Here is a 26,128-nt window from a genome sequence, read left to right as displayed (position 1 = left end):
TTTTAGTTTTTTGATATGATCAATGTGGAGCATATTGGGATTGCGGTGAAGGAGCTGGCGGCTGCTGAGAAGCTTTTTTCTGCGCTTTTCAATGTGCAGCCCTACAAACAGGAAATCGTAGAATCTGAAAGCGTCGCTACTTCGTTTTTCAAAATCAACCAAACGAAAATCGAGTTGCTGGAAGCAACGAAGGAGGATAGCGTAATTGCCCGGTTTATAGAAAAAAAAGGCGAGGGTTTTCACCACGTCGCCTTTGAAGTAGCAGATATATATGCCGAAATGGAGCGGCTTCAAAAAGAAGGTTTCACCCTCCTGAACCCCGAACCCAAACCCGGCGCCGATAATAAGCTGGTATGCTTTCTCCATCCGAAAAGTACCAATGGGATTTTAATTGAGTTATGTCAGGAGATTGCAGACTCTTAAATCACACCTTATGGACCAGTCTACCCCAAAAGATCTGAGTAAAAACCTGTGGCAGTATATAATTATAGGAAGTTTCCTGTTCTCGATATTTTGTGTTTTGGTTGAAAACAATGTCCCGTCTGAAAGACTTCCGTTCCGATATTATATGCTTGCCGCTGCATTATCTCTTACAGCGGAAGCAATAATTTACTTTACAATCAGGAATTGGTCTGGGCGCAGTAAAACGCGCGTTATCTGGTTAATAGCGTTTGTCTGGCTGGCAGTCTGTTTATTTTACGGCAGGGCATGAGATCATCATTTTCGCGATAGCGTAATTCAGACTCAAAACGGTAACCCCACCGCAATATTCAGTACAAGATTCTCGCGCCGCCAGGCTTTGTCCCGGAAATTAACCTCATTGAACACCCAGGGGTTCTTGTTTCTTGTAGGATCGTCGGGGTTGTCAGGATCAGCTAGACCTTTGTACCAGGGCTTCCGGAAAGGCGTGGCAAGATCGAGGCGGAAAACCAGGAATGAAAAGTCCAGCCGCAGGCCGATGCCGCCGCCAACTGCCAATTCTCTGAGAAAATCCTTTTTTATTATTCCCCGCGAATCAAATCCGGCCCGTAATGAGTCACCAAAAGCCCAGATGTTTCCTGCATCAACAAACGCTGCTATGTTAATCAGATTAGTTAGTTTAAAGCGAAGTTCGCTGTTGAACTCCATTCGGATATCCGCAAAAGACTGGTACCCATATAAACTTATTTGTTGCGTATCAGGAGGGTAAGATCCAGGCCCAAGTGACCTGGCCCGGAACGCCCTGATACCCGTACTTCCCCCTCCAAAATACTGCTTGAATTGAGGAGTTTGCATTGTCCTGGAATTCCCATACGGGCGAATAGCTCCCAGCAAAAGCCTGTTTGCCCATTTAATACCCGGGGTTATAGTTCTGTAATATCTTACATCACCATCCAATTTGATATACTGAAATACGGGAACTCCCAAGAACTCTTTCGGCAAAGTATCGCCGACAGGCCTTTTTGCGAAGAGACTCAGCAAGTTGCCACCGTAGTCAATTCCTCCTGTCAGCGCAAATTGGTTTCGACTGAATGGTTTGGGAGTTGGCCGGTATGAAACGGAATAGTTGGAACCTGCGATCAGGTATTTCTGGCTGAGTATGTCAAGGTACCTTTTAACATCAAGCGGATTAGTATTTGGATCAAATACAATTGCGTCCAGAGTCTCTCCATTTACATTCCTTGGTTCTACAAAGTTGATGGAGATTGGCGTAAGTGTATGCTCCACTTCCTGGTTTTTTCTCCAAACATAAGACCAGTCACCACGAATGGATGTAGTAGTGTAAAAATTACGCTGCACCCTGTTTTCATAAGTAAGTGATAGGATAGTCTTCGGTAGCGCCTGGCTTTTTTCCGGCCTGATCCTTACAAAGGGCACGACAAATCTGGGGAAAGACAAATCGGCACGTGCTCCGTACCTGATATATTCCCTTCCCAGCTGGTTCGAATTATCGCGCTGTCCGCCACCGAGCTGTACGTCAAATCCAAAGTACGGACTGATTGACAGCATTTCAGCCCCTTTAAAGGTGTTCCTGTTGCGCCAGGTTACATCCAGCTGCGATCCTCCTAAGTTATTGGACTTGGTACTTGCAGCAATTGTAGTTTGTAGGGCTTTTTTCTTTAATGGAGCCAAGTCGTAATAAACATCCAACAATGCAGAATCCGAACGCGGTACCAGCTCAAACCGGTTACGTACGAACTTGAAGTTTTGCAGGTTGACAAGTCGCTGCAATGAAACATCATGCATTTTGTTGTTATACATGCTACCACGACGAAATCCGATAGCATCATAGAAAATCCGTCTCTTATATAGCTTGCCCGGATCCGTGATGTTCAATCCCCGGCGTATTGGCTGGTTTGTTACTGTGTCCGCAGATTTATTTTCATCAGTTCCTGTGTTGACATAAATACGGTTGATAAAATACTGCTTCAATGAGGTTTGAGCAGTTGTGTTTTTTACTTCCAAAAACAAATTAACCTGCTGCGGCGCCAATGTAGAGTCGGCTCTCCCGATGGTAGAGTCAACCTTGATGATCAGGTAATCAGGATTGAATAGATAGTAACCCTTTCCTTTGAGCTCGTTGTCAATGCGGGTTCTTTCAGATGAAATCACATCCAGCCTGACAGGGTCACCTTTTTTCAGGTAAGTATCTTTTTTAGCAAGAACCAGGTCCCTATTGAACAGGGAGCTGTCGGGTACAACGTAACTTATTTCATTGATTACATACCGCGGCATGACATACACATCAAATTCCATGGTTGCGGTTCTCCGCTTCGCCTTCTTGCTCTGTACAAGCTTACCCTCAGCCGAAGACCGGTAGTAGCCTTCATTGTCAAGAAAAGAAACCATGTTATCAGCATTGATATCCGCTACACGTTGTGTTGCAAAACGCGGAGGCTCTCCCAGTTTATTGCGGAACCAGCTCTTCAATCCACCCTCATCTTTGGGTTCCCCGATCCAATAGTAGAACCAAACCTTCCAGGGAAAACCAAATAGCGTTTTGTTTGGTGGCGGTTTGATAATGCCTTCAAGCTGACTGGCAACGCCGGAAATATTGGGACGGGTAATACTATCCGGCTGTGCATTGACTTTGCTGCCTACATAAAGACTTTGCCCCTCCGGAACATATTTGTTGACCGAACAGCCCGTCAACAATGCACATGAAATCAATATTCCAAATAAACTATTCTTCATTTCGCTGCCTTTGAAAAATTTCACGGAAAAGATCATAATCCGCAGTGATAATAAAACTCACGCCGGTTTCGACGATAAAACCTTCCAGAATGGACTGGTATTGATTCTTGCGATAACCACGGAACAGGTATCTTCCGTCTTTGGTCAGCGAGTAATCGAGGGCAATGTTGTCAAAAACCTCCGTGGAGCTTGCAGAGTTATTCTGGCTCTCTAATTCGAAGTTTTTACCTACTGAAACCTTCAATCGGTTATTCAAAAATGCTTTGCTCAATCCTAGATTTAAATCTGTACGTGCACCCGAAATCTGGTCAGCCGTTGAGTTCAAGCCGATATCCAGGTCGACGCCTTTGATCAGATCCGATGCCAGATTGTTCAATTGGTCAGTTAATAGCTGGCTTACGCTCTGGCGGGCTACTGCCTCTGCGCTAGATCCCAGGTTAAAGCCGGGCGAAGATTGATCTGTTATAAATTTGTTGGTGATTAAAAGGGCAAATGCCTGTTTGTTCATCTCTGCGGGATTGCCCTGCATATCCTCCCAGAATCTCTGGCTGGATATATCGCTGATGATCTGCTCGTCGATCTGAGCTTTCGGCAGATTGATATTAAATGTGATATTTGGCGTAGTCAGGTTACCGGTAATAATGATTTGTACTTCCACCGGAATCTTACTTGCCCCTTGGAATTTGGAGGAAATCGAACCCGGATCAACCATTACAGGGTAAGCCGCGGTAATATTCAGATCGGCCTTCATCGGATCGCCTGTCCAAAGTAGTGTACTGCCGTCTTTGATTTCAAATTGTCTTTTCAGGATCTGCAATGTCAGATCGTAGGAACCTTCCGTCAAATCGTAAGAACCGAGCAGGAAGAGTTGTCCGTTTGGAGCGATACCTGTGTTCAGTTGCGCATTTCCTTTAAGCCTGATATTATCCCCATTCAGTTCATCAATCACCACTTTAAATTCGGACTTGTCATCTACAGCTACGTCGAGCGAAATCTGCGAAGCAAAATCGACCATGATCTGCTGCGTCTTTTCTGCCGAATCTGCCTGCGCTACCTGCGTCGAATCACTCATATCCACAAACTCGATCACACCTTTGGTCGCATCGCCGGCTTCGGTAGCCTCGTTTGGCAGTACCACGGTAATGTTGCTTCCCGGATCAACTTTCACGCTTCCGTCGATCACCGATTTGCTGCCCACACCTTTTACAGTCAGGTTTGCATCAATATTCGCTTTTCCGAAGAAGAGCTCGTTTTGTTTTTGGGTTGAATTCAGCACATTGAAATTCTTACCGGAAATGGAAAGATCATAACCCACATTCGGAATATTCGCAATGTTCACATTACCGTTGATCTTCATTTGCTGGTTCAGTGAATCGGCAATGGTGAAGTTGTTGAAATTGATCGTTTGGCCATTGAAATTGATCTTCTGGTTGCCCAGTGAGTACCGTGAACCCAGCTGCGTTGCATTGAATGCGACATTATCAAAGTTCAGTGCGCCATTCAGTTTGGGACTGCTGGTTGAGCCGGTAATTGCAATATCTCCCGTCAGATTACCCTCAGCCCGCTGCAATTCACCGAAGCTAAATGCTTCAATCGTTTTTGCACTCAGCTTTTTAAGGTCCATCTTGAAATCCATCGGAGTTTCGGATTTCAGGTTATAGCTTCCATCTACGCTGATATCGTTCTGCGCACTTACCAGCGACATAGCTACACGGATCAGGTTTTCCGTCTCATTGGTCGATTTCAAAGAAAGGTTTCCAACAGGGATCGTGGTTACGGCGAGGCTGTCAATGGTAAGCTCGCCGGTATACACGGGCGCAACCATATAATTGCTCAGCAATACCTTCCCATTCAATATCCCAGTCGCCATTGTAGAGTCGCGGGTAGCGATCTCGATCAGGTTGCCAATGGAGATATTTGCCATTTCTACATTCAACGGACTGTTTGGTACCGGCTCGGTAGAGTTGATTGTCAGCGATTGCTCACCGTTTTTGATCACAAAATCTTTGACATACAAACTGTCTGTCGCATACTGAATGTAGCCTGCAGTATCAGTTTCCCATTCGCTGTAATTCAGGAGCAGGTTTTCTCGCAGATTGAGACGGTAACGGGTATCAGCAACAGCAAGATCACCTTTCACCGAATGCCGCTCCGTATTAACCGAGTCTCTTACAACAAAATCGAACTTAACGTCATTGTCAACAATCTTGCTTTGCAATGAAGTATTCTGGATCCTGAAACTGCCTGTATTTACTGAACCGACATTAGCATTCAATGCGGCATTCTCTTCAACACTGCTCAGATCCACCGAAACGCGCTCCACCCGGATGCTGTCGTAATCCACCATCGGAATGCTCAGCCGCGCTACGATCGACGAATCTTTCTGGTTGTCCATTTTCGCATTAAACTGGACTTCATTCATTTCCCGCAGCTGCGGAACGAACATTTGCAGAACAGGGTGGTTGGTAACGGTCGCTGCTAATGTAAAGTTGACCGGTTTGGTTACCTCTGTATAAGTCAGACTTGGCGCTTTAAAGTGCTTTCCAACCTCGGTCAGCAATGCGTCGCTGAGTTCGGTATAGGAATAATCTCCTTCCATTTTCACTTTCAAAAATGGTGAGTCTATATTCGCCTGTTTTTGTCCGCTTGAATCGGTCAGCGCCATATTAATATCCGACACGCCAATCGGGCGGCGGTGATGGGTTAGTACCAGATTATTGATATTGACAGTTCCAATGGGGTTTTCGGGATTGGTCGAAGGCATATCTACCTTAATGTTCCCTTTCACCTGCAGAGAATCCGCATACAGATTCAAGGCAGTCAAGTCCAGGTTATCAATGGAAACATCTGCTTTAACAGTAGGGTACTCTTTGGAAAGATCCGCCTGCGCTGTGAGGTTTACATCGATGTTACGGTCCTGCATATCAGCAGTGATATTGGCGAGACCATGATCAATATCCCCTTTCAACTGCAGATTCTGATATACATATCCTTTAATATCCGCGCTTGCAATGGTACCATCGAGCCGCGCCTTCATGGTGTTAGGAGCATATCCGGTACCTTCCAGGTCAGTGCGGAGCGTCAGCTTGCCCATTTCCTGCGGCGGCTGTTTCATTAATTTACCCAAATCGAAATCCTGGAATGCCAATGTTCCGTTGTATTGGGCTTTGAGACTGTCGGTGATGTTTTTGAGATTTCCGGAAAAAGTACCTGTGCCAAATGAAGTATTGATGGTAGTAGTCATCGTCAGGTTTTCCATCGAACCTTTCACTTTTCCGGAGATCTTGATGTTTTCAGGCAACTCGATAGAAGCAGGTACCGCGCTGTCCGGCAGCATTTTCATAAGATCCTGCTTGCTGGAAGAAATCTCATTGATGTTCAGGTCCATTGCCAGCTTTTCTGCCTCCGGTAATCCTTGTACGCGGCCATTTACATTCAATACTGTTCCATCGAGCATCCGGAAGTCCGCCTTCGAAATCAGCATATCATTCACAGATCCGGTAATGTTGGCTGACCCTTGCACAACGCCATTTGGTTCTTTATCAAATGGAGGTGTTTTTGCCAGGTCGGGCATCAGCAGGAGCACGTCCGAGAAGGATACCCGGCTGTTCGTCAGTCTTAGTTTGAGTTTTACCTTCGCTATGTCTTTGGTGAGCTGGTCCATGTTCGCATAGCGCAGGCTCAGCTCGTCGCGTAAAATCGTATTTGGGGTTCTTACGAGCAGGTTCCGCAGGTACGTTTCCTGTTCTCCGTAGGCAAAATTAGTGTGGAATTCCTGCAACTTAAATCCGCTTTTCTCATTGAATGAGCCCGATTTCAATGCGCCTGAAATCACTTCTGGAGAGAACACGAAATCCTGCAGATCAATGTTCAGGTCTTTTACATTTAAGTGAGCGAAATCAAGTCCTTTCGGCAGTGCCGCCGTATTGTTATCGTCGTAGCGGATATCGTTATTCACCAGCCTGATCTGGCCAACTTTTACATTCCATCCCGGCGTTTCAGCAGCAGTAGTATCTGCATCTTTCTTCTCAGGAGTTTTAGCCTTTTTAGCAAACTCCGCGAAAAGCGACATATTTTCCAGGTTCAGGTTTTTCACATCCACCTGCTGGCTCTCCATGAAAAGCTTATTAATATGTCCCTGCAGTTTTCCCACAGATACTCCGTTTTTCAATCCCGAAACTTCATCGTCAAGCTGGAATTTGAACTGGCTGAGCAGGATATCTCCTAGTTTTAGATCCAACGTATCTCCCGGTTCAGTTTCAGGTGGCGGGCCGGCTGCAGCCGTTTTAAGCGGGGCGTACATTCGGAGTTTCGCCTGGCTGTTCAGCAAAGCCACCATAGTAGGGTGGTACTGTGATTTTGTAGGGTTGAACTTATCAAACTCAACATGAGCCGAGTCGATTACCGCAATCGCGTCCATTCCCGTCACCGCATCCCGGTATGACAGACGCACTTGTTTCAGTGAAATCTGGTCAAGCCGCATTTCCAGCGGAGCAGCGGTAGTATCCTCTACAGTAGTTGTGTCGGTGCTTGCAAATGCGTCTACGATAAACTGGAAGTTGAAAGTAGTATCCGGCAATACGCGATTGATATTTGCATTGATACCTTCCAGTTCCACCTTGTTGATCCCGATATTACCTTTAATCAGGCTGAACATGTCCAGGTCCACATACAGCCTTTTACCCGCAGCAAGGGTATCTCCGTGTGTATCTTCAATGTAAACGCCTTCCAGCAGGATCCAGTCGGGGATATCGAAGCGGACTTTCTCGATATTGACTTTCGTTTTCAGCTTTTTACGTAAAAATGAATTCGCCTGGGATGTAAGAACATTCTGGCCGTAAGGTGTTGTAATCCCCCAGATCAGCACACCCACCAGAATAAGTATTGTTAAGATTACGATTGCCAGTACCTTTAATGCTTTCTTCATCCCTTGCTTTTGATCCGGCCCGTATTTCAAGGCTGGTGATTTAAATTGCGTCCCGTTTTTATAAAAAAGCTGGACAGCCAAAGTCCTGTTCGGCTATCCAGTTCATTTTCGATTTATCCTGACAATTACCTTTTAAAAAGATCTGCGCTAACAGGCTGGTTGACTGTTAATGCAGACTTGATAGTAACAGGTTTTTTGTCAGCTGTGTTGATCTCGACCAGCTTGGAAGGAAATGAAATACCGTAAGCCGATTTTGTATAATCCGACATATCGGTCGTAGTTTCCACTCCGCCGCTCGTTTCTTTCTGGCGAACCAGCAAGCCTGTTTTTGCATCGAAATACAGGTTATACTTGACACCTTTTCCCTGCAGTTCTACCTGGTTAACCTGTACACCATTCAATGTTTCGGTACCCACCGTGGTAGCAATCAGGCCTCTGATTTTGTAGTCGATAAATGGCGCGAGCATATCGTACATTTCAAGTCGCATGTTCTGCTGCTCGGCCTGGCTCAGGTCTTTCACATCCATCCGTTGCCCCAGTGGAACTTTGATCCAGCCCTGGTCACCTTTTACCGTATACACAAAACTGCGTTTCATGATGGTTTTGGATTTGTAGATAGATTGTTCCGGCAACGAAACCGTAATGTTTGCGTCATAAGGCGCAGCAGCGGCGGCACTGTAATTCCGTTTCAGACTGTAAGATTTCACACCATCCCAAAGTGCCTTACCTCCCGTTGCTTTATAGAAATTATTGAAAATGGAATCGGCAGGTAGTTTTTGAGCAAAGGAAGCAGTATTGATCAGCATCAATGCGATCAGAATTCTCCAAGTGTTTTTCATTTGTATCATCTTATTGTTTGTTTAAAATGTGTTTGGGAATGCACTTTTTCGATCATCGCCCAATTTCAACATTTTAGATCAGTTAGGACGCGCTAGGTTTAATCTTAGCCTATACGCCTGCTGTTTTGCGGGAGTTGCAAAAACCATTCCATATCGTCGGGTTAGCTGGAATATCCATGATAATATGGGTAAAACAAAAAAGGAAGAGCTTGAAGGCCCTTCCCAATTGTGTTTCGTGGTGACATTTTCCTTATGCGTCGTCCCCGCTTGCGGAGATCTTACCGAACCTATATTGGAATGTAAGGTTTACCTGGCGGTTTGTCTGCTGCCATAAAGAGCTCTGAGAGTACGTTTCTGTCATCAGCTGACTTTTATATGCTCTTGACAAAAATATATCCTGCACATTAAACGAGATTGTGGCCTTTTTTTCCAGAAGATCTTTCCGGATACCCATATTGGCGATAAAAACACCTTCACGCGTACCCTGCGCAATTGCTCGCGGACCTTCGTAATTCACATAAGCCGAAGCGCGGAAGTCGGCAGGAAGTGTGATAAATGCATTCAGGTTACCCGAATAGCTCCACGTGCGGTTATCGATCTGTGCGACTTGCGAAACAACTTCACTTCTGAAAACCCTGCCGCTTCCATTGATTTTCAATATATCACCGATCTTCTTCGAGAAATCTGTTTCAAAGCCGTACGAAAGCTCGCGGCCCACGTTGTCGTATCTTGTCAAAGAGATACCCGACTCGTCGAGCGTGCGGATACGTGTGATCGCATTATTGCTGTAATCCATAAAAAGTGACGGGCCGAAGCCGCCTGCCTCTTCGTAGTTCGAGTAGCCCATTTCCGCCTTATGGGTAAACTCTGGCCGGAGGTTAGGGTTACCCGATTGAATGTTCCGTGGATCGGATACGTCGGTAAATGGATTGAGCCAGTCAGCCTCGGGGCGCTGCACGCGGCGGCTGTAATTCAATTTCAGCTGCGAAGCATCGCTCAGCTTGCGGGTAAGCGCCAGGGAAGGTACCAGCGTAAGGAAATGCACGTCAAACTTCCGGGCAGCACTGATCTGGTTAATTTCCTGGTTGTAATCTGTCACCCTCAAACCAACCCGCATTCCCCAATCGTCTGTTTTTTGTGAAAACGTCATGAAGCCCGTGTAAGTAGCGTCTTTATATCCGAAGATGTTACTGATGTTTTCATCAAAAACATACGCGCCGGATTCGAGATTTTTATTGTAAAACGAATTGGTATTGTCGTTCGAGCTCATTCTTGTCCTGAAACCTGTCTCAATGGTCGCTTTTGATGTAATAGGCCAGGTGTAATCCGCATTCACAAAAAGTGAATTCCGGTTGTTGTTGCGCAGGTTCTGCTGGTTGCGCATCAGACTGTCAATCTCGCTTTCCTGCACATAATACGATTCACCGTCCGACTCACCGAGCGAGTAGCTGGTAGTGAAGTTAAACTGGTGGTCTTTTTTATCAAACTTCTTGCGGTAGTCCACATTGAAGTTCATGTTATTTCCATTTCCCTTGCTGTTGTTCAACCTGCGGAAAGTTTCAACCACGGCGCCGGCAGTGTTGCTTGTTTCATTGAGCAGGTTGCTGTTGTTGCGGTTGTTGTTTTGTGAATAATTCATTCCGACTTCAAGCGAATTCTTTTCATTGAAATCATAATTCATCCCGATCCTGCCGAATGCATTGTTTCCTTTATTGGCACCGGTACCGCTTTGTTCGAGGTGAGAGCTTGCTTCGGAGAGGAAATTGTCGCGGCTCAGCGTTCTCTTCCACGTCATCCCGCGGCTTTGTCCGCTGAGCGACGCATTAAGCCCGAACTTACCAGCGCGGTAGCTGAGATTACCGGAAACGTTATGGTTGTTTTTATTTCCCAGACCAAGGCGCAACCCCCCATTTGTTCCGCGGATCTTCGTCTTTTTGGTTATAATATCAATAACACCCGACGCGCCTTCGCCTTCATACTTGGCCGACGGCGTGGTCATTACATCTATTCTTTCGATCAGGTTGGCAGGGAAAGATTGAAGAATGGTAGGAAGGTCGCTGCCATAGAGATTGGAAGGTTTTCCATCGATCAATACCACTACATTGCCTTTTCCCCTAACCTGTGGATTGCCATTTTCGTCGAGCGAAACGGCGGGTACCTTTTCGAGCAGGTCACTTACATTGTTGCTGGTAGCCAGCATATCTTTTCCGATGTTGACGATCTTTTTGTCGATATCGTCCACGATCATGCTTTTTTCACCTCTCACAACTACTTCTGCAAGCTTTTGTGCTTCCGGGATCAGGGTAATAGAACCAAGATCGATCAGATTGGCTTCGGGAGAAACACGAATATTGGGGACAAACAAAGTTTGGTAGCCCATGTTGGTAATGCGGAGCAAATAGCTGCCCGCAGCTACATTCGCCATGGTGAATGCGCCATTCTCGTCCGTTACCACACCGTCGGTAATGGACGAGTCGCGTGCGGCGAGCAGTGCCACGGTGGCAAAACTCACGGCGGTATTGGCCGGAGATTCTACTACTTTTCCTACCAGCTTTCCACCCTCAGCCGCCGGTGACGTTACCGTAAATGTTTCCGTAAAAATTGGGGAATGGTTTGCAAGAAGGCTGACCGGAGAAGCTAGAAAGGTAATGAGGCACAGAAAAGTAGATTTTGTCACGGGGATAGGATTTTGATTTTTACCAGGAATTAAATTGCCGGAAGGCGAACGAAGGTAGTGTGGGAGTAGCCAAAAAGAACCGGATCTGAACCGGGAACTGCAAAGTTACCTGAATATTGCTAACGCGCGTTTCTCAGAAACAATTACATAAAATTATTAAAAAATTAAGATTAGGAAACATTCATAAACAATCCGGCGCTGTAAGTTCAGGAAGATTCTCTTTCAGAATTTTATGTTTACTTATCTTTGTGTGACTTTTTCCAATGATCCGGCAACTATGAAAAAGAAGGAAATCAAAATTTACGATTCTTTCGAGCAGCTTGACGCTGATCAGCTTAGGGATAATCTGGAATCATCGCTCGAAGAGCGATGGGAAAAATTCTGGCAGCTCAGAAAGCTCTACAAAAGTCTTTTTCCTTTGGAAAGTCAGGCAGGTTCTGCGAAAAGGATCATCATTTCCAGACCCGATTGGATTTAGAAAATCATGATGGCCCCATTGATGTTCTTACTTTCATTCATTTTCGAATGGATTATCACGTTTGCCGCAGCAGGGCACGACGCTTCACTACGCAGGCCGGAGACATTTATTTCATTCATATCAATGACCTGCGCGAGGCAAAGTTGCTGTCGCGCCGCCCGCGCGATTTGAATGATATACTGATGATAGATCAGATGCTCGAAGAATTAGCAAAACGCAAAGAGCAGTGAGCCTGCCGGGGCGTTTGGACAGTCAAAAATAAATTCCTCTTGCTTCCACCCCTTGCTGCGAAACCACCTATTTTTGCAGCATGTATAAAATCCTCATTTCCCCTATACTTTTCCTGTTTGATGCGGAGCGGATCCATTATTTCGTGACCGACCTGCTGCATTTTGCATTCAAAATCCCGTTCGTGCCCCAGTTATTGCGGTCGATGTACACATTTGAGCATCCAGACCTGGTGACCGAAGTAGCAGGGTTGCGGTTTAGGAACCCCGTGGGACTTGCGGCCGGGTTTGACAAAAATGCCGAAATGGTCGATCAGCTGGAAGCATTGGGCTTTGGTTTCATCGAGATCGGAACGGTAACTCCCCGCCCGCAGCCGGGAAATGACAAGCCGAGATTGTTCCGGTTAAAAAAAGACAAGGCGCTCATCAACCGGATGGGTTTTAATAATAAAGGCGCTGCTGTGGCGGCGGCTAAGCTTAGTAAACGCAAATCGGGGATTTTGGTAGGAGGGAATATCGGTAAGAACAAGGATACACCCAACGACCAGGCATTGAGCGATTACCTGATCTGTTTCCGCGAGTTGTTCGACGTGGTTGACTATTTTGTTGTCAATGTAAGTTCCCCCAACACGCCGGGCCTGCGCGACTTGCAGGAAAAGGCACCGCTTACTGCATTGCTGAAAGAGCTTCAACAAAAGAATCGCGAGAAGTTTAATCCAAAACCTATATTTTTAAAGATTGCTCCGGATCTGACCACCAGTCAGCTGGACGATATCATCGATATTGTAAAAGAAACCGGAATCGCCGGCGTGATTGCAACCAATACTACAATCGCCCGGGATAACCTTCGTACCAGTGCTGAGGAGATCGGACAAATAGGTGCGGGCGGGCTAAGCGGGGCGCCACTTACACATCGGTCAACGGAAGTTATTCGTTACATTTGCGATAAATCGGATCATGCTTTTCCAGTCATAGGCGTAGGTGGAATATCCTCGCCAGCGGATGCATTGGAGAAGAAAAATGCAGGTGCTGCATTGATTCAGTTATATACCGGATTCATCTATGAAGGTCCGGGGCTCGCGAAGAACATTTGTAAGTCCCTGATCAGAAATAGGTAGAAAATTACCTTTCACGCATCCCAGAGTTGAAATAAATGTCTGTTAATAAGCCAAGAGCAAACACACAACGTGCGAAAGCGGAGGAAGCTGCGGAGCCGCGCATTCGCTTCTCTTTTGATTGGGAGCAAATTTTTTCAAGTCCAAAAGGCACTTTCGCCTGGGGGACTTTTTTCATTTTGCTGGGAATCTTCCTGGAAATCGCCTTTATCTCCTATATCGTTACAGGTATCTCCGATCAGAGCGTGATCGATGGCCTGGGGCAGCAGTCGATCCGTGATGCGGGCCGGCAAACGCGCAACTTCTTCGGGGTACTTGGTGCGGTGATATCTCACTTCTTTGTTTACAGGTGGTTTGGCGTGGGCGCATTGCTGCTCCCGCTCGTGCCCATTGTGGCCGGCTGGAAAATAGCCTTTGACAAAGAAATACTCCCGCTCAACCGTACTACGAAGGAAGTGATTTTTTTCACATTGTGGATCAGCGCATTGATGGGCTATGTGATCCTGATGAGCAATACGGAAAGTACCATGAGCTTCGTCTCCGGCGGTATTGGTTACATGGTCAACGTGGCGCTGTTTGATTGGCTGAAATGGGGAAGTATCCTCCCGATCATTTTCGCATTGTTTGTCTTTGCCGTGTTCTTCTACGATGCCCGCTCTGCTTACGAAGCCTGGCAGCAGAAAAACGCCCGTCCGGAAGTATCGCCCGAATTGAATGGCGCAGCACCCGCAGTAGCAGCTGAGGAAAAGGCACCCGCAGAGAAGATAGCTGAGCCGGCGAAAGGTTTCGCAGCAGTTGTAAACGATACCTATGACGATGACCTGCCGGCTGATGAAGATGATGATGAGGAAGAGTTACCGGAAGAAGAGCCGGAATTGATACTAGAACAGGAAAAGGTGATCAAAGCACCAGTGCCGGTTGTACCTGTTGTGCCTGTCGCCCCGGTTGAAACAAGGCTGGAACTGGAAGTGGAAGATACTACCCAGGTCGCTGAGCCTGCGCCGGAGGAGTTTGAAGACGAGGATGTAAATGCGTCTATCCTGAGAGAATTCGGCCAGTATGATCCGATGCTCGATTTGCCTTCCTACCATTTTCCGAAAGTGGATCTGCTGAATGAAGTGGAAGATAACCACCACGAAAAAGTAAGTCAGGAAGAGCTGGAAAGCAATAAAACCAAGATTGTGGATACGCTCGGAAGCTACGGGATCAATATATCCAAGATCAAAGCTACGATCGGCCCGACTGTTACATTATACGAGATTATCCCGGAAGCAGGTGTCCGTATTTCGAAGATCAAAAACCTGGAAGGAGATATTGCATTAAGTCTTGCTGCATTGGGTATCAGGATTATTGCACCTATGCCGGGACGCGGGACAATCGGTATTGAGGTACCTAATAAAAACCGTGAGACTGTTTTTGCACGATCGGTGCTGGCCAATGAGCGTTTCCAGAAGTCTAATTACGATCTGCCCATTGTTTTGGGTAAAACGATTTCAAACGATATTCACATTGTTGACCTTGCCAAAATGCCCCACTTGCTTATGGCGGGTGCAACCGGACAGGGTAAGTCGGTCGGCTTGAATGTGATCCTGGCTTCGCTGATATATAAGAAACACCCGGCTGAGCTGAAATTCGTACTTGTCGATCCTAAAAAGGTAGAACTTACCTTGTTTAACAAACTGGAAAGGCACTTTTTAGCCAAGTTGCCGAATGCAGAGGAGGCAATTATAACAGATACCAAAAAGGTTATTTTCACCTTAAACTCTTTGTGTATCGAAATGGATTCGCGCTACGACTTGTTGAAGGAAGCGGCTGTAAGAAACCTGAAAGAGTACAACGCGAAATTCGCCCAAAGAAGACTGAACCCCGAAAAAGGTCACCGGTTCCTTCCTTATATCGTACTTGTGATCGATGAGCTTGCCGATTTGATGATGACGGCCGGAAAGGAAGTTGAAACGCCCATTGCCCGGCTTGCACAGCTGGCCCGTGCGGTTGGTATTCACCTGGTAGTAGCTACCCAGCGGCCTTCCGTGAAAGTAATTACAGGTTTGATCAAAGCCAACTTCCCTGCACGTTTGTCATTCCGGGTAACATCCAGCATTGACTCGCGGACCATTCTGGATATGGGTGGTGCTGAGCAGCTGGTAGGACAGGGAGATATGCTGCTGGCGATCAACTCGGAAGTGATCCGTCTGCAATGTCCGTTTATCGACACCCGTGAAATTGAAGATGTCTGCGAATTTATAGGAAGCCAGCGTGGCTACGACGAAGCTTATGCATTGCCTGAATACGAAGGCGAAGATGCTTCGGAAGGAAAAGCTGAACTGAATCCTGACGATTTTGACGGCTTGCTGCCCGACGCGGCACGATTGATCGTCACGCATCAGCAGGGCAGTACCTCACTTATCCAGCGCAAAATGAAGCTCGGCTACAACCGCGCAGGCCGGATCATGGACCAGCTGGAAGTGCTCGGCGTAGTAGGTCCGTTTACCGGAAGCAAGGCGCGCGACGTCATGTTCCACGACCTGAGCGGCCTCGAAGAGCACCTGCGTGTGATGGGCGTGAATTAAACCTTCATTTTTCGTGATGGTCTAAGATTTGTACAACCTCATAATCAATTTAACTTACTGAAAACCTCAATATGAAAAATCTGAGAATAAATGCGTGCTTACTTATTGCTATGTTGATCGCCGTCAGCTCTGCTGCATTTGCGCAGGGTGATAAAAGGTCATCTGCAATTCTGGAAGCAATGAGCAACAAATATCAGAAGATCAAATCCTTCAAAGCCGCATTTACCTATTCGCCCGAAGGAGGCAAGCCACTGAAAGGCGAGGCAACTGTAAAAGGTACAAAGTTCAGGCTGAAAATGGCCGGACAGGAGATCTTCAACGACGGGAAGCTGATGGCGACATATATCAAGGAAACCAACGAAGTAAACCTGCAGGATTTTGATCCGACAGCAGGCGGCGACCTTGACCCGACGAGAATTTATTCAGCTTACAAGAAAGGCTTTAAATATGCTTTTTTGAAAGAGAAAAAAGAAGGCGCCAAGTCCCTGGAAGTGGTGGAGCTTACATCTACCAACAAAAGCAGCCAGGTTGATAAGGTGCAGATTGAAGTAAATAAGGCAGACAAGTCCATTAACAGCTGGAAAATATTCCAGAAAAACGGACAGCAGGTAACCTACAAAGTCGATCAGTTTCAACCTGATGTAGCGGTAGCTGATACTTACTTCACCTTCAATGCAAAACAATATCCCGGCGTGGAAGTGGTTGACCTTCGATAAGAACAAAGCAATTTGTTTTGAAAAAAGAAAAAGGCGAAATCAATCGATTTCGCCTTTTTCTTTGCTAGTGTGTGCTGGTGTGTTATTGGCTTTTAGCTGTTGATTGCCTGATGTACATCGCGGTACTTTTTGATCAGGTTATGTGATTCGAGCAGTTCGGCTTTCTGGTTAGCGATGATCTGTCTGATGTTTACCGGCAGATCAACATCGGTTGCCAGTGCGTCGTCGTAGGCTTCCTGTGCGGCATCTTCACCATATTCGCAGCTTTCAAGGGCAGACTGTCTGTCGTGGCCTGTGAATGTAGCTTTGATGTCCATCCAAACCCGGTAAATCTTACCTGAGTTGGTTGTGCCGGTAGCGATTTCTCCGCCCAGGGTTCTGATTTCAGCGCTCAGCTCATTGATATTCTCACGGCTCTCATTAGCCATTTTTTGAAAAATTCCTCTCAGGTCGATGTCGATATCCTCAACCTCATTAATCGCTCTTTCGTAGCCTTCAATGCGGTCGTTATTAATTCTGATCAGGTCGTTTAATACCTCAACTAAATTTTCATTGGTTTCCATGATCTATTCTTTTTAGTGTTGATGATTTCTTATTTGTAATGCTAAACAAAAATGCTGTGCCAAGAGGTTACATATTGTTCCATTGAACCTGAGCCCAACTTCTGCAAGCGTATATGTAGGAATTCTTGCCCGGCTGGCGAATTTTTCACGATTTTGGATGTGCAAGAAGCGATTTTACCCTCTGCTCGCTGGCAGAAAACCATTTCATTTCTTCTACGTCTTTGCCAGCGAAACGCTTGATCCGGTCGTTTTCATAAGCCAGGAAAACCGCGGGGTGCACATAGTACTTTTTGCAAACTGCCCGTGTATTCCCCAAATGCGCCGCCACCACATCAAGACAGGTATTCAGGGTTCTCGTCAGTTGGCGCTGAGAGGATGGTTTTTCCTGGGTACAGAGATATTCAAATGCAGTCACAGTCCCCATCCACGTCCTGAAATCCTTGGCCGAAAAGTGAGAACCGGTATGTTCACGGATGTAGTCATTGACCTGCCTGGCATTGAGCGCACATTTGCCGCCTGCTTCCGAGGTATACTGAAACAGCCTTTTTCCGGGCATTTCTTTGTACTGCTTGACCAATCTGGCGAGCTGTGTATCTCGTAGGGTAATATCCTGTTTGATTCCCTTTTTTCCTGTAAATACAAACCGGATACGACTTCCCGTAACAGTAGCTGCGCGGGCGTCGAGCGTGGTAATGCCCGATGATCCGTGTTTCAGTTTATAGCGCTGATTGCCCACGCGAATGCAGGTTTTGTCCATTAACTTTACCACCAAAGCAATGGACTTGTTCAGATCGAAATCGCGCCTTCTGAGATCGTGCTCCACCTGTTCCCTGAGTGCAGGAAGTGCATCAGAAAAGGTAAGCAGCCGGAAGTATTTGGTTTGATTACGGATCAGGTTCCATTGTGGGTGGTACCGGTACTGTTTCCTGCCGGCATCGTCTATCCCTGTGGCTTGCAAATGCGCATTCACATCATTGCTGATCCATACTTCCTTCCATGCAGGAGGCAAGACCAGCGACTTGATCCTTTTGATAACCTCCTTGTCCTTAACCCTGTTTCCCTGGGGATCTACATAAAAAAATCGCGGTGACTTTCCTTTGCGCAGGTACCCGGGCGCGTAGCCCGATTTGATATAATTCAAACCCACAGCTGCGGCTGTCAGCGCGGGATCTTTTCTTAACTTTTTAATCTGTCGTGCGGATATTTCAGGTACTTCCGTGAGCGTCCCTACTGCGGTTGCTTGCATGTTCACAATCATTTACTTTCTAGGCCTTTGTTATAACAAAGTAGTACCAGCGGAAAGAGGTGAGACGCACCGCAACAAATACTTCTAAATCAGCATCTCAGCGAGGTTGTTATAAATAAAAATTCCTCAGCCGGGCCCGTATCAGGCTTTGCTGAGGAAGTATATACTCAGTTTGAATTTCAGGTTTGAAGCTATTCTACCGGAAAGTACGCATTGAAGATGGAGCCCACTCCCAGTTCGGAAGAGGCAATCAGGAAACCTTTGTGGTTTTCCATGATCTTTTTACAGATCGCGAGCCCGATACCCGTTCCGGGATAACGGTGCGCAGGATGCAGCCGCTGGAATACGTCGAATATCCGCTCCTTGTATTCATCTTCGAAGCCGATCCCATTATCTATGAATGCAATGCGATAATACGGGGCGTCGGCAACAGCCTTGTCTTCACCAATTTCGCTTCCATTCACTTTCGATACACGAATGTGGATCAATGGTGCAACTTCCGGAGTTGTAAACTTGATTCCATTACTAATCAGGTTCACAAACAGCTGGCGGATCTGGAATGGGATTACTGACAAAACGGGCAGCTTGTCAAAGGTTACCACCGCCTTTTTCTCTTCGATCGTGTCCCGCAGATCCTTGATCACGGTCGCGGCAATTTCATTCAGGTCCACCTGCTCGTATACCTTTTCCATATTCCCGGTTTTGGAATAGGTCAGGATATCTTCAATCAGCGCCTGCATTTTTTCAGCAGCAAACCGCATTCTTTCTACCGAATCCTTCACTTGTGCCGAGAGGTACGGATCTTCGCGGTCGAGTACCTTGGAAGCAAATATCTGTATTTTCCGGAGCGGCTCTTTCAAGTCGTGCGTGCTGATCCAGTTCAGGTTAGCCAGCTCTTTATTAGCCGTTTTCAGTTCTTCATTCAGGATACGGTTTTTATCCTCTTGTACCTGGATGAGCTGGTAGTTAATGTGCTTCTGCAATGCATACGAGAAATTGGAAGCAGCGCTGAGCTCCAATTTTCTCCACGGCAGACTCTTATCTTTTACCTCAACCATCCACAGCTCAAAGGATTTCCTGGGTGAAAGGCGGAATCCGTCTTCGTTATTCAAGATTGCTTTATCGGGATTTCCGGCCCAGTTGATCGTTTCAACTTTCTCCGACCTGATCCACATAATACCGTCAGGGTTCATGGAGGCTACCGAATGATAAATGATACCAGCGGCAGAGTTCGAAAAAGATTTGGCTTCGGGAAAAATGTCCGAGATACTATCTGTGTGAAAACCCTGCGTCGGATACCTTTCGGCTAGCTTTGTCATCAAAGTGACCAGCTCTTCGTCGCTGGGAACAATGCCATTTTTATATAACTGTCCATTGTAATAGATCACAGCCCCTGTTGCATTGGCAAGTTTGAGCAGGGAAGGCGATTGGTGGCAAGCTTCTATAAAGTCCTCATTTTCGTGCAGCAGCGTAAGAGAATCCGAAAGCGCCTTATCTACTTCCTGACCTATTTCAAATTCCTCCGCAGTTTCCCTCACCGCGATCTGCGACGTAAGAAAATGCCCTTGAAGCAAGGCAGAAAGCCGCGTGTAATGGGGCAGCACTTTGGGAGAATAATGGTGACACGCTATCAAACCCCACAGTCTTCCGTTTTGCAGAAGAGAAATCGTCAATGTGGCGCCTACCCCCATATTTTTCAAATATTCAATGTGAATAGGGGATACACTCCTCAAAATGGAGAGGCTCAGGTCGAGGGATTGGTTGCTTTTAGTATTTCCCTCATCAATGGTCAGCAAAGGTACAGGCTCGTAATTTATGTCCGCGATCATACGCAGCGGGTTACGGATATACAGCTCGCGCGCCTGAACAGGAATGTCCGTATGCGGGTACATCTGGCCGGCAAAAGAGTCGATCTCATCTACCTTGCTCTCGGCAATTACTTCGCCATTGTACTCGGTATCGAAACGGTAGATCATCACACGATCATAGCCTGTGATCTCCCGCGTTTCGTTCGCAATTTCCTGGCAAAGCTCCTGCAGGTAAGTCGTTTTTTCCAGTACGGACACAAAGTGCCTTGTCTGGTTATATAGGTTCGGTAAGTTGATCGTTCCGTCAGGAAACGGTTCAAATTCCAGTATAATGGTATCGCCACTCTGGTGTACAGTGGTGTTATAGGAAACCTCTTGCAGGGTAAATACAAATGGCTGTGCGGTATCAATAACCCGCGCAGTTGCGTAAGTGGCAAATTCGCTGGCCTGATCAGCCGGAACCACTTCTTTCAGTGACTTACCCAAAATCGCGTCTGGTGTCAGACCGATGTAGCTGCTGGTGTTCTCACTGCAGTATTCGATTCGGAGGGTGTCTTTTTTAATGCCAAACAGGAACCCGTGCGGTTGAATGCTCCCCGGAATGTGAATTGGTTCGCTTTCGCAATTCGTCAGATTAACGATGTCCCTGTTTACTATATCCTTAATGTTCATTTCGACTAAATATTTCTGTCGCTTAGCCAGCTGTTAATTACTGTAAAAGTTTTTTTAGCACTGTCGATAATGGTCGCACTGCTTTTACTCCCGGCGGCATATTGAGCAAGCAGCGACACAAACGATTTCCACATGCTGCCTGTCTGATCTCCATAACCCCAGAAGTAGGCCGCGCCACTTTCCGGATCCAGCCCGAGCTTGTTATGAACATGCTTGTAAATGATCTTCCCGCCCAGGGTCGAACCCTCCATGACATACATAATGCCCATTGCTTCCGGAGTGCCTGAACAATCAAACTGATGGATTGGCAAGTCGCGGATCTGATCGTCGCTCATTCCTGTACGGGACAAGTCTTTTACGATCAAGGCAGATTTGTACCTGCTATTCCAATCCGGTAAAATGTCTTTTACAACTGGAAAAATCTGCAGTTCACAAGCCAATGTAATTCCATAGATTTTTGACAAATACGCCTGATAATCGGATAGGGTAACAGCAGGGTCAAGTAACGTTTTGGAAAGCTGATTATTTTCAAGAATTTGATGGCTTTCAGCAGTTTCAATTCTTAAATTCTTAATAAACGATTCTTGTTCATTCGCAATAACGGTCGTTTCATTCATATAAGAACGCTGATTCAAGCCTCAAAAAATTAGTTCGTAATCAAAAACTGTTCCACTTGTGTCGGAGTAGCCTGGTTGAGGCTGTGGAACAGGCACTTCTCCAGGACATTTACAAGTCCTGCAAAACTCGTAGGCTTTTGGATGTACAGGTTCGCTCCACCTTTATACGCCGATTCCCAAAGGTACTGGGCGACTGAGGTAGACAGGATAATGATGGGCGTGTCTTCAAAGCCGGGAGTAGCCCTGATTTCTTCAAGACATTCGAGCCCGTTTTTTACCGGCATATTCATGTCCAGAAAAATGAGGTCGGGTTTCGGCTCGGTGCTATGGATATTGTCTGTCAGCTCAACACCATTGGAGGCCACAGACAGTTGTGAATTTGGAGAGACTTGTTCTAATGCTTCACGAAATAAAAAAGTATCGTCGTCATCGTCGTCAGCGAGAAGAATCTGAAATTGTTTGTCCTGCGTCATTACTTTTCTCAGAAGCGGGGCTTCTTTTTCTTTCCTATTAACAGGTGAGGGTACGAATATAGTTGGCCAATAAGGCAGCTAACAAAGCTAATATAACTTTTTTTTAAAAAATACATTCACTCCTTTCTTGAATAAGAAAATGTAGCGCCACACGGGTTGTAGGTGTAATTCTGGGTGATCGTCTGATAAAGGTAGACTGATCTTGGCACAATTTTTTCACCTGCTTGAATCAGAAATCACAAAAAAATTAAAATGTTTATGAAAAAGATCGCATTTACTTCGCTGGCACTGGCTACTATGATGGCATTTTCTGCTTGCAATTCCAATAAGACTGAGGATACTGCGGAAGTAGCAGAAGAGCAAAATGAGCAGAAGCTGGACGATACCAATCTGGAAGATGATTCAGAGTTTGCAGTAGCCGCTGCTGATGGAGGTATGATGGAAGTGCAGCTGGGCGAGCTGGCAAAAACAAACGCAGCCAGTGCAGATGTAAAGAAATTTGCAGAAACAATGGTAACCGAGCACGGGAAAGCCAACGATGAGCTGAAAGCGCTGGCCCAGCAGAAAAACATCACGCTGCCTGCGATGCTGAGCAACGACAAGCAAAAGAAATATGACGATCTGGCGGCGAAGAAAGGCGCCGACTTTGATAAAGCATACATCTCTTTTATGGTTGACGATCATAAAGAGGATATCAGCGAGTTTGAGGAAGCAGCGAAGGACGCCAAGGATCCGGACGTGAAATCGTGGGCAGCAGGCAAAGTGCCAGCCCTGAAACACCATTTGGAAATGGCAGAGGCGATTAACAGCGCGAAAAAATAAGCACGCAAATTCCTCCCTGATCAGCCGGAAACCGCCAAGGTTCCGGCTTTTTTGTGTTTTTAATGGTTGAGTTTTGAGAAGAAATAGACAATTTGAACTTTTAATCTGAGGTAGCTCAAAGTCAAAAATGCGTAAATATTTGATTAATCATCTGCAATAAGCTTATTTTGTCTATCAATTTAATAGAGTTATGCTTACAGATCTCTTGTTCTCTTTTCGAAAAGCCGTTTTTGTCGCTGGATCGGCTATTTTGTCTATTGGTTTCGCTGCTGCACAAACAGCCAGCCGCCCTAACATTATTTTCATTTTCTCCGATGATCACGCTTACCAGGCGATCAGCGCGTATGGAAATAAGTATGTTAAAACACCCAATATCGACCGCATCGCCAGAGAAGGCGCATTGCTGACGAATAACCTGGTTACCAATTCCATTTGCGGGCCGAGCCGGGCTACTTTGCTTACCGGTAAGTACAGCCACTTAAATGGCTATAAACGAAATGACAATACCCGCTTCAACACCAATCAGACGCTGCTCTCGGAAACCCTCCGACAGAATGGATACCAGACAGCCTGGATCGGGAAAATGCATTTAAATAGTCTGCCGGCCGGTTTCGACTACTGGAATGTACTGCCAGGGCAAGGCAGCTATTACAATCCCGATTTCATAGGTCAGCCCAATGATACTACGCGCCACACCGGCTATGTTTCTGATCTGATCACGAAATTTTCGACGGAATGGCTGGACAAGCGGGACAACTCAAAACCTTTTTTCCTCATAGTAGGGCACAAAGCTACCCACCGCGAGTGGCTGCCGGACTTGCAGGACCTGGGTGCTTATGACAATGTGAATTTCCCGCTTCCCTCGAATTTTTACGATGATTATAAAGGAAGAGCCGCCGCGCTGGACCAGGATATGTCTATTGAAAAAACAATGCGGCTGAAACAGGACTTGAAAGTAAATGCCGATTTTGACAAAGACTGGACTTATAATCGTTTTAATGCAGATCAGAAAAAGGCATTTAAAGGATATTATGACAAGATATCAAAGGAATTTGCGGACAAAAAACTGACCGGAAAAGCACTCACCGAATGGAAGTACCAGCGTTACCTGCGTGATTACTATTCCGTAGCGAAATCGCTGGACAGGAACATTGGCAAGCTGCTTGATCATCTGGACAAGAGTGGACTGGCGAAGAATACGGTGGTGATATATGCTTCGGACCAGGGATTTTACCTGGGCGAGCACGGCTGGTTTGACAAGCGTTTTATTTACGAGGAATCATTGAAAACGCCATTTGTGATCCGCTACCCTGGTGTAATCAAGCCGGGAACGCGGAACAATGACCTGGTTGTAAATATCGACTGGGCGCCTACCGTGCTGAACATCGCAGGCGTGAAAGTGCCGGCTGACATGCAGGGTAAATCATTTTTACCAAGACTTCAAAGCGGGCAGACTGCGCAGGTTCCGTGGCGGAAAGAGGCATATTACCATTACTATGAATTCCCGCAGCCTCACCACGTATATCCGCATTTCGGTTTGAGAACGAACCGCTACAAGCTGGCTTATTTCTACGGCGGACCTGATTCCTGGGAGCTTTTTGATTTGCAGAAAGATCCTACCGAGGTCAATAACATTTATGGCACAAAAGGAACAGAGTCCATTGCCGCCGACCTGAAAAGCAAGTTGAAGGTTCTGATGGAAGAGTACAAAGATGAAGAAGCATTAAAGGTGCTTGCATCTGCTAAAAAATAACAACGTGAGCGGTAATCGATATGATGCGGTAGTGGTCGGAGCTGGTCCAAACGGACTGGCGGCAGGGATTACGCTGCAACGCCGTGGATTATCGGTCTTGATTGTGGAGGCAAAAGAAACGATTGGTGGCGGAATGCGGAGTGCCGAGCTGACATTGCCGGGTTATGTTCACGACATTTGTTCGGCGGTGCACCCGATGGCCTTGATGTCGCCATTCTTCAAAAGCATCCCGTTGCGCAAGCTGGGGGTGGAATTTATCCAGCCAACGTTTGCCGCAGCGCATCCTTTTGATGATGGGAATGCCGCAATCCTGGATCAGTCGGTTTCGAAAACGGCAGATAGCCTGGGTGTGGACAGGTCTGCATACATGGACTTCATGGGCGGGCTGGTAGACATTATCCCGGACATTTTACCTGATCTTTTAGGTCCGTTAACCTTTCCGAAACATCCGCTCAAACTGGCGAATTTCGGATTGAAAGCATTGCCGCCTGCAATGTGGTCGGCAGGGAGGTTTAAAGCGAAAGAAGCCAGAGGATTATGGGCGGGAATGGCGGCGCATTCCATTCAACCACTTGAAAACGCTGCCACTTCTGCTTTCGGGATTATGCTGATGGCGGCGGCACATTTGTACGGCTGGCCGATTCCAAAGAGAGGAAGTCAGTCACTGGCCGATGCGCTTGCCACTTATTTCAAATCACTCGGAGGAGAGATCAGAACAAATTTCCGTGTGGGTAACTTGAATGAATTACCGGCCTCAAAAGCTATATTAATGGATGTTACCCCCAGGCAGCTTGTACAAATTGCCGGGAATGAACTTTCATCCTCGTATCGCAGCAGGTTACAAAGCTATCGTTACGGAGCTGGTGTCTTTAAAGTAGACTGGGCCCTGGAACAACCAATACCATTTACGGCGGAAGCGTGCCGGCAGGCGGGTACCGTTCACATTGGCAATACCATTGAAGAAATTGCAAAGTATGAAGCAGGAATAGCAAAAGGCATTCATTCGGATAAGCCTTTTGTACTCGTAGCGCAGCAAAGCACATTTGATAATACCCGCGCGCCTGAGGGCAAGCATACAGCCTGGGCATATTGCCACGTTCCTAACGGATCGACGCGTGATATGACGGCCGCTATCGAACAGCAGGTGGAGCGGTTTGCGCCGGGTTTCACGAAATTGATAAAAGGCAGGAGTACCATGAGCCCGGCGCAGATCGAAGGTTATAACTCCAACTATATTGGCGGTGATATTAATGGGGGCATTCAGGATATTTTTCAGCTTTATTCAAGGCCCGTGTTGAGCGCGTCGCCTTACCGCACATCGGCGAAGCACATTTATATATGTTCTTCGTCAACACCTCCCGGTGGCGGGGTGCATGGAATGTGCGGTTACCACGCTGCTATGCAGGCATTGAAGGATATTTTTAAAGTAACTAACAATTAGTATTTAGTGA

At 46.5% G+C, this 26,128-nt stretch carries 18 protein-coding genes; 9 read left to right on the top strand and 9 right to left on the bottom strand.

All coding sequences use genetic code 11. The features are described 5' to 3' along the window. Positions 1–15 precede the first annotated feature (15 nt). Positions 16–423, top strand: coding sequence for a methylmalonyl-CoA epimerase (gene mce, locus AC1XTG_RS24155; protein WP_056291554.1), 408 nt, complete (start codon positions 16–18; stop codon positions 421–423). 321 nt (positions 424–744) lie between these two features. Here mce and tamL read toward each other — a convergent pair whose 3' ends face one another. From tamL to AC1XTG_RS24135, 4 genes are all read right to left on the bottom strand, one after another. Then, positions 745–3,174 (bottom strand): translocation and assembly module lipoprotein TamL, encoded by a 2,430-nt coding sequence (gene tamL, locus AC1XTG_RS24150; RefSeq protein ID WP_484843741.1) that lies wholly within the window; start codon positions 3,172–3,174, stop codon positions 745–747. Continuing rightward, complete coding sequence (locus AC1XTG_RS24145) at positions 3,164–8,101, bottom strand: translocation/assembly module TamB domain-containing protein (protein ID WP_484843740.1); 4,938 nt, start codon at positions 8,099–8,101, stop codon at positions 3,164–3,166. Before AC1XTG_RS24145 ends, tamL begins: the two co-directional genes overlap by 11 nt. Before the next feature lie 125 nt (positions 8,102–8,226). Continuing rightward, on the bottom strand, positions 8,227–8,940 hold the full coding sequence (locus AC1XTG_RS24140; RefSeq protein WP_484843739.1) for a hypothetical protein: 714 nt from the start codon (positions 8,938–8,940) through the stop codon (positions 8,227–8,229). A 250-nt stretch (positions 8,941–9,190) separates the two neighbouring features. After that, entirely contained in the window at positions 9,191–11,617 is a 2,427-nt protein-coding gene (locus tag AC1XTG_RS24135) for a TonB-dependent receptor (protein WP_484843738.1), read from the bottom strand. Positions 11,618–11,894: 277 nt separating this feature from the next. Here AC1XTG_RS24135 and AC1XTG_RS24130 point away from each other — a divergent pair, with 277 nt between their 5' ends. The 5 genes from AC1XTG_RS24130 (at position 11,895) to lolA1 (ending at position 16,723) form a co-directional block, all read left to right on the top strand. Continuing rightward, the gene (locus tag AC1XTG_RS24130) at positions 11,895–12,095 is read left to right on the top strand and encodes a hypothetical protein (protein WP_484843737.1); all 201 of its coding nucleotides are present in this window, start codon (positions 11,895–11,897) and stop codon (positions 12,093–12,095) included. Between the two features lie 47 nt (positions 12,096–12,142). Next, positions 12,143–12,325: a hypothetical protein gene (locus AC1XTG_RS24125; RefSeq protein ID WP_484843736.1), complete on the top strand. Its 183-nt coding sequence runs from the start codon at positions 12,143–12,145 to the stop codon at positions 12,323–12,325. Positions 12,326–12,405: 80 nt separating this feature from the next. Further along, positions 12,406–13,440 (top strand): quinone-dependent dihydroorotate dehydrogenase, encoded by a 1,035-nt coding sequence (locus AC1XTG_RS24120; RefSeq protein ID WP_056291547.1) that lies wholly within the window; start codon positions 12,406–12,408, stop codon positions 13,438–13,440. A gap of 35 nt (positions 13,441–13,475) precedes the next feature. Then, positions 13,476–16,007 (top strand): FtsK/SpoIIIE family DNA translocase, encoded by a 2,532-nt coding sequence (locus AC1XTG_RS24115; protein ID WP_484843735.1) that lies wholly within the window; start codon positions 13,476–13,478, stop codon positions 16,005–16,007. Between the two features lie 71 nt (positions 16,008–16,078). Continuing rightward, positions 16,079–16,723 (top strand): outer membrane lipoprotein periplasmic chaperone LolA1, encoded by a 645-nt coding sequence (gene lolA1, locus AC1XTG_RS24110; protein ID WP_056291544.1) that lies wholly within the window; start codon positions 16,079–16,081, stop codon positions 16,721–16,723. A gap of 92 nt (positions 16,724–16,815) precedes the next feature. On the opposite strand, the gene AC1XTG_RS24105 is transcribed toward lolA1, so the two are convergent. From AC1XTG_RS24105 to AC1XTG_RS24085, 5 genes are all read right to left on the bottom strand, one after another. After that, positions 16,816–17,286: a ferritin-like domain-containing protein gene (locus AC1XTG_RS24105; protein ID WP_056291542.1), complete on the bottom strand. Its 471-nt coding sequence runs from the start codon at positions 17,284–17,286 to the stop codon at positions 16,816–16,818. Between the two features lie 145 nt (positions 17,287–17,431). Then, positions 17,432–18,532 carry a DNA topoisomerase IB gene (locus AC1XTG_RS24100; protein ID WP_484843734.1) on the bottom strand — a complete coding sequence of 367 codons (1,101 nt, stop codon included), beginning with the start codon at positions 18,530–18,532 and terminating at the stop codon, positions 17,432–17,434. A gap of 191 nt (positions 18,533–18,723) precedes the next feature. Beyond that, entirely contained in the window at positions 18,724–21,012 is a 2,289-nt protein-coding gene (locus AC1XTG_RS24095; RefSeq protein ID WP_484843733.1) for an ATP-binding protein, read from the bottom strand. Positions 21,013–21,017: 5 nt separating this feature from the next. Next, a complete protein-coding gene (locus AC1XTG_RS24090) occupies positions 21,018–21,629 on the bottom strand; it encodes a biliverdin-producing heme oxygenase (protein WP_484843732.1) in 612 nt (203 codons plus the stop codon). Between the two features lie 29 nt (positions 21,630–21,658). Further along, the gene (locus tag AC1XTG_RS24085; protein ID WP_056291735.1) at positions 21,659–22,102 is read right to left on the bottom strand and encodes a response regulator; all 444 of its coding nucleotides are present in this window, start codon (positions 22,100–22,102) and stop codon (positions 21,659–21,661) included. 258 nt (positions 22,103–22,360) lie between these two features. Here AC1XTG_RS24085 and AC1XTG_RS24080 point away from each other — a divergent pair, with 258 nt between their 5' ends. The 3 genes from AC1XTG_RS24080 to AC1XTG_RS24070 all read left to right on the top strand — a co-directional run bounded on the left by AC1XTG_RS24080 (position 22,361) and on the right by AC1XTG_RS24070 (position 26,118). Then, positions 22,361–22,924 (top strand): DUF4142 domain-containing protein, encoded by a 564-nt coding sequence (locus tag AC1XTG_RS24080; protein ID WP_056291733.1) that lies wholly within the window; start codon positions 22,361–22,363, stop codon positions 22,922–22,924. 190 nt (positions 22,925–23,114) lie between these two features. Next, the gene (locus tag AC1XTG_RS24075; RefSeq protein ID WP_484843731.1) at positions 23,115–24,677 is read left to right on the top strand and encodes a sulfatase family protein; all 1,563 of its coding nucleotides are present in this window, start codon (positions 23,115–23,117) and stop codon (positions 24,675–24,677) included. A 4-nt stretch (positions 24,678–24,681) separates the two neighbouring features. After that, positions 24,682–26,118: a phytoene desaturase family protein gene (locus AC1XTG_RS24070; RefSeq protein ID WP_484843730.1), complete on the top strand. Its 1,437-nt coding sequence runs from the start codon at positions 24,682–24,684 to the stop codon at positions 26,116–26,118. Positions 26,119–26,128: the final 10 nt, after the last annotated feature.

Source organism: Dyadobacter sp. HNCC25DJ183 (assembly GCF_056895175.1).
The sequence above is the reverse complement of the archived record's forward strand: the minus strand, read 5'-3'. Positions and strand labels throughout refer to the sequence as shown.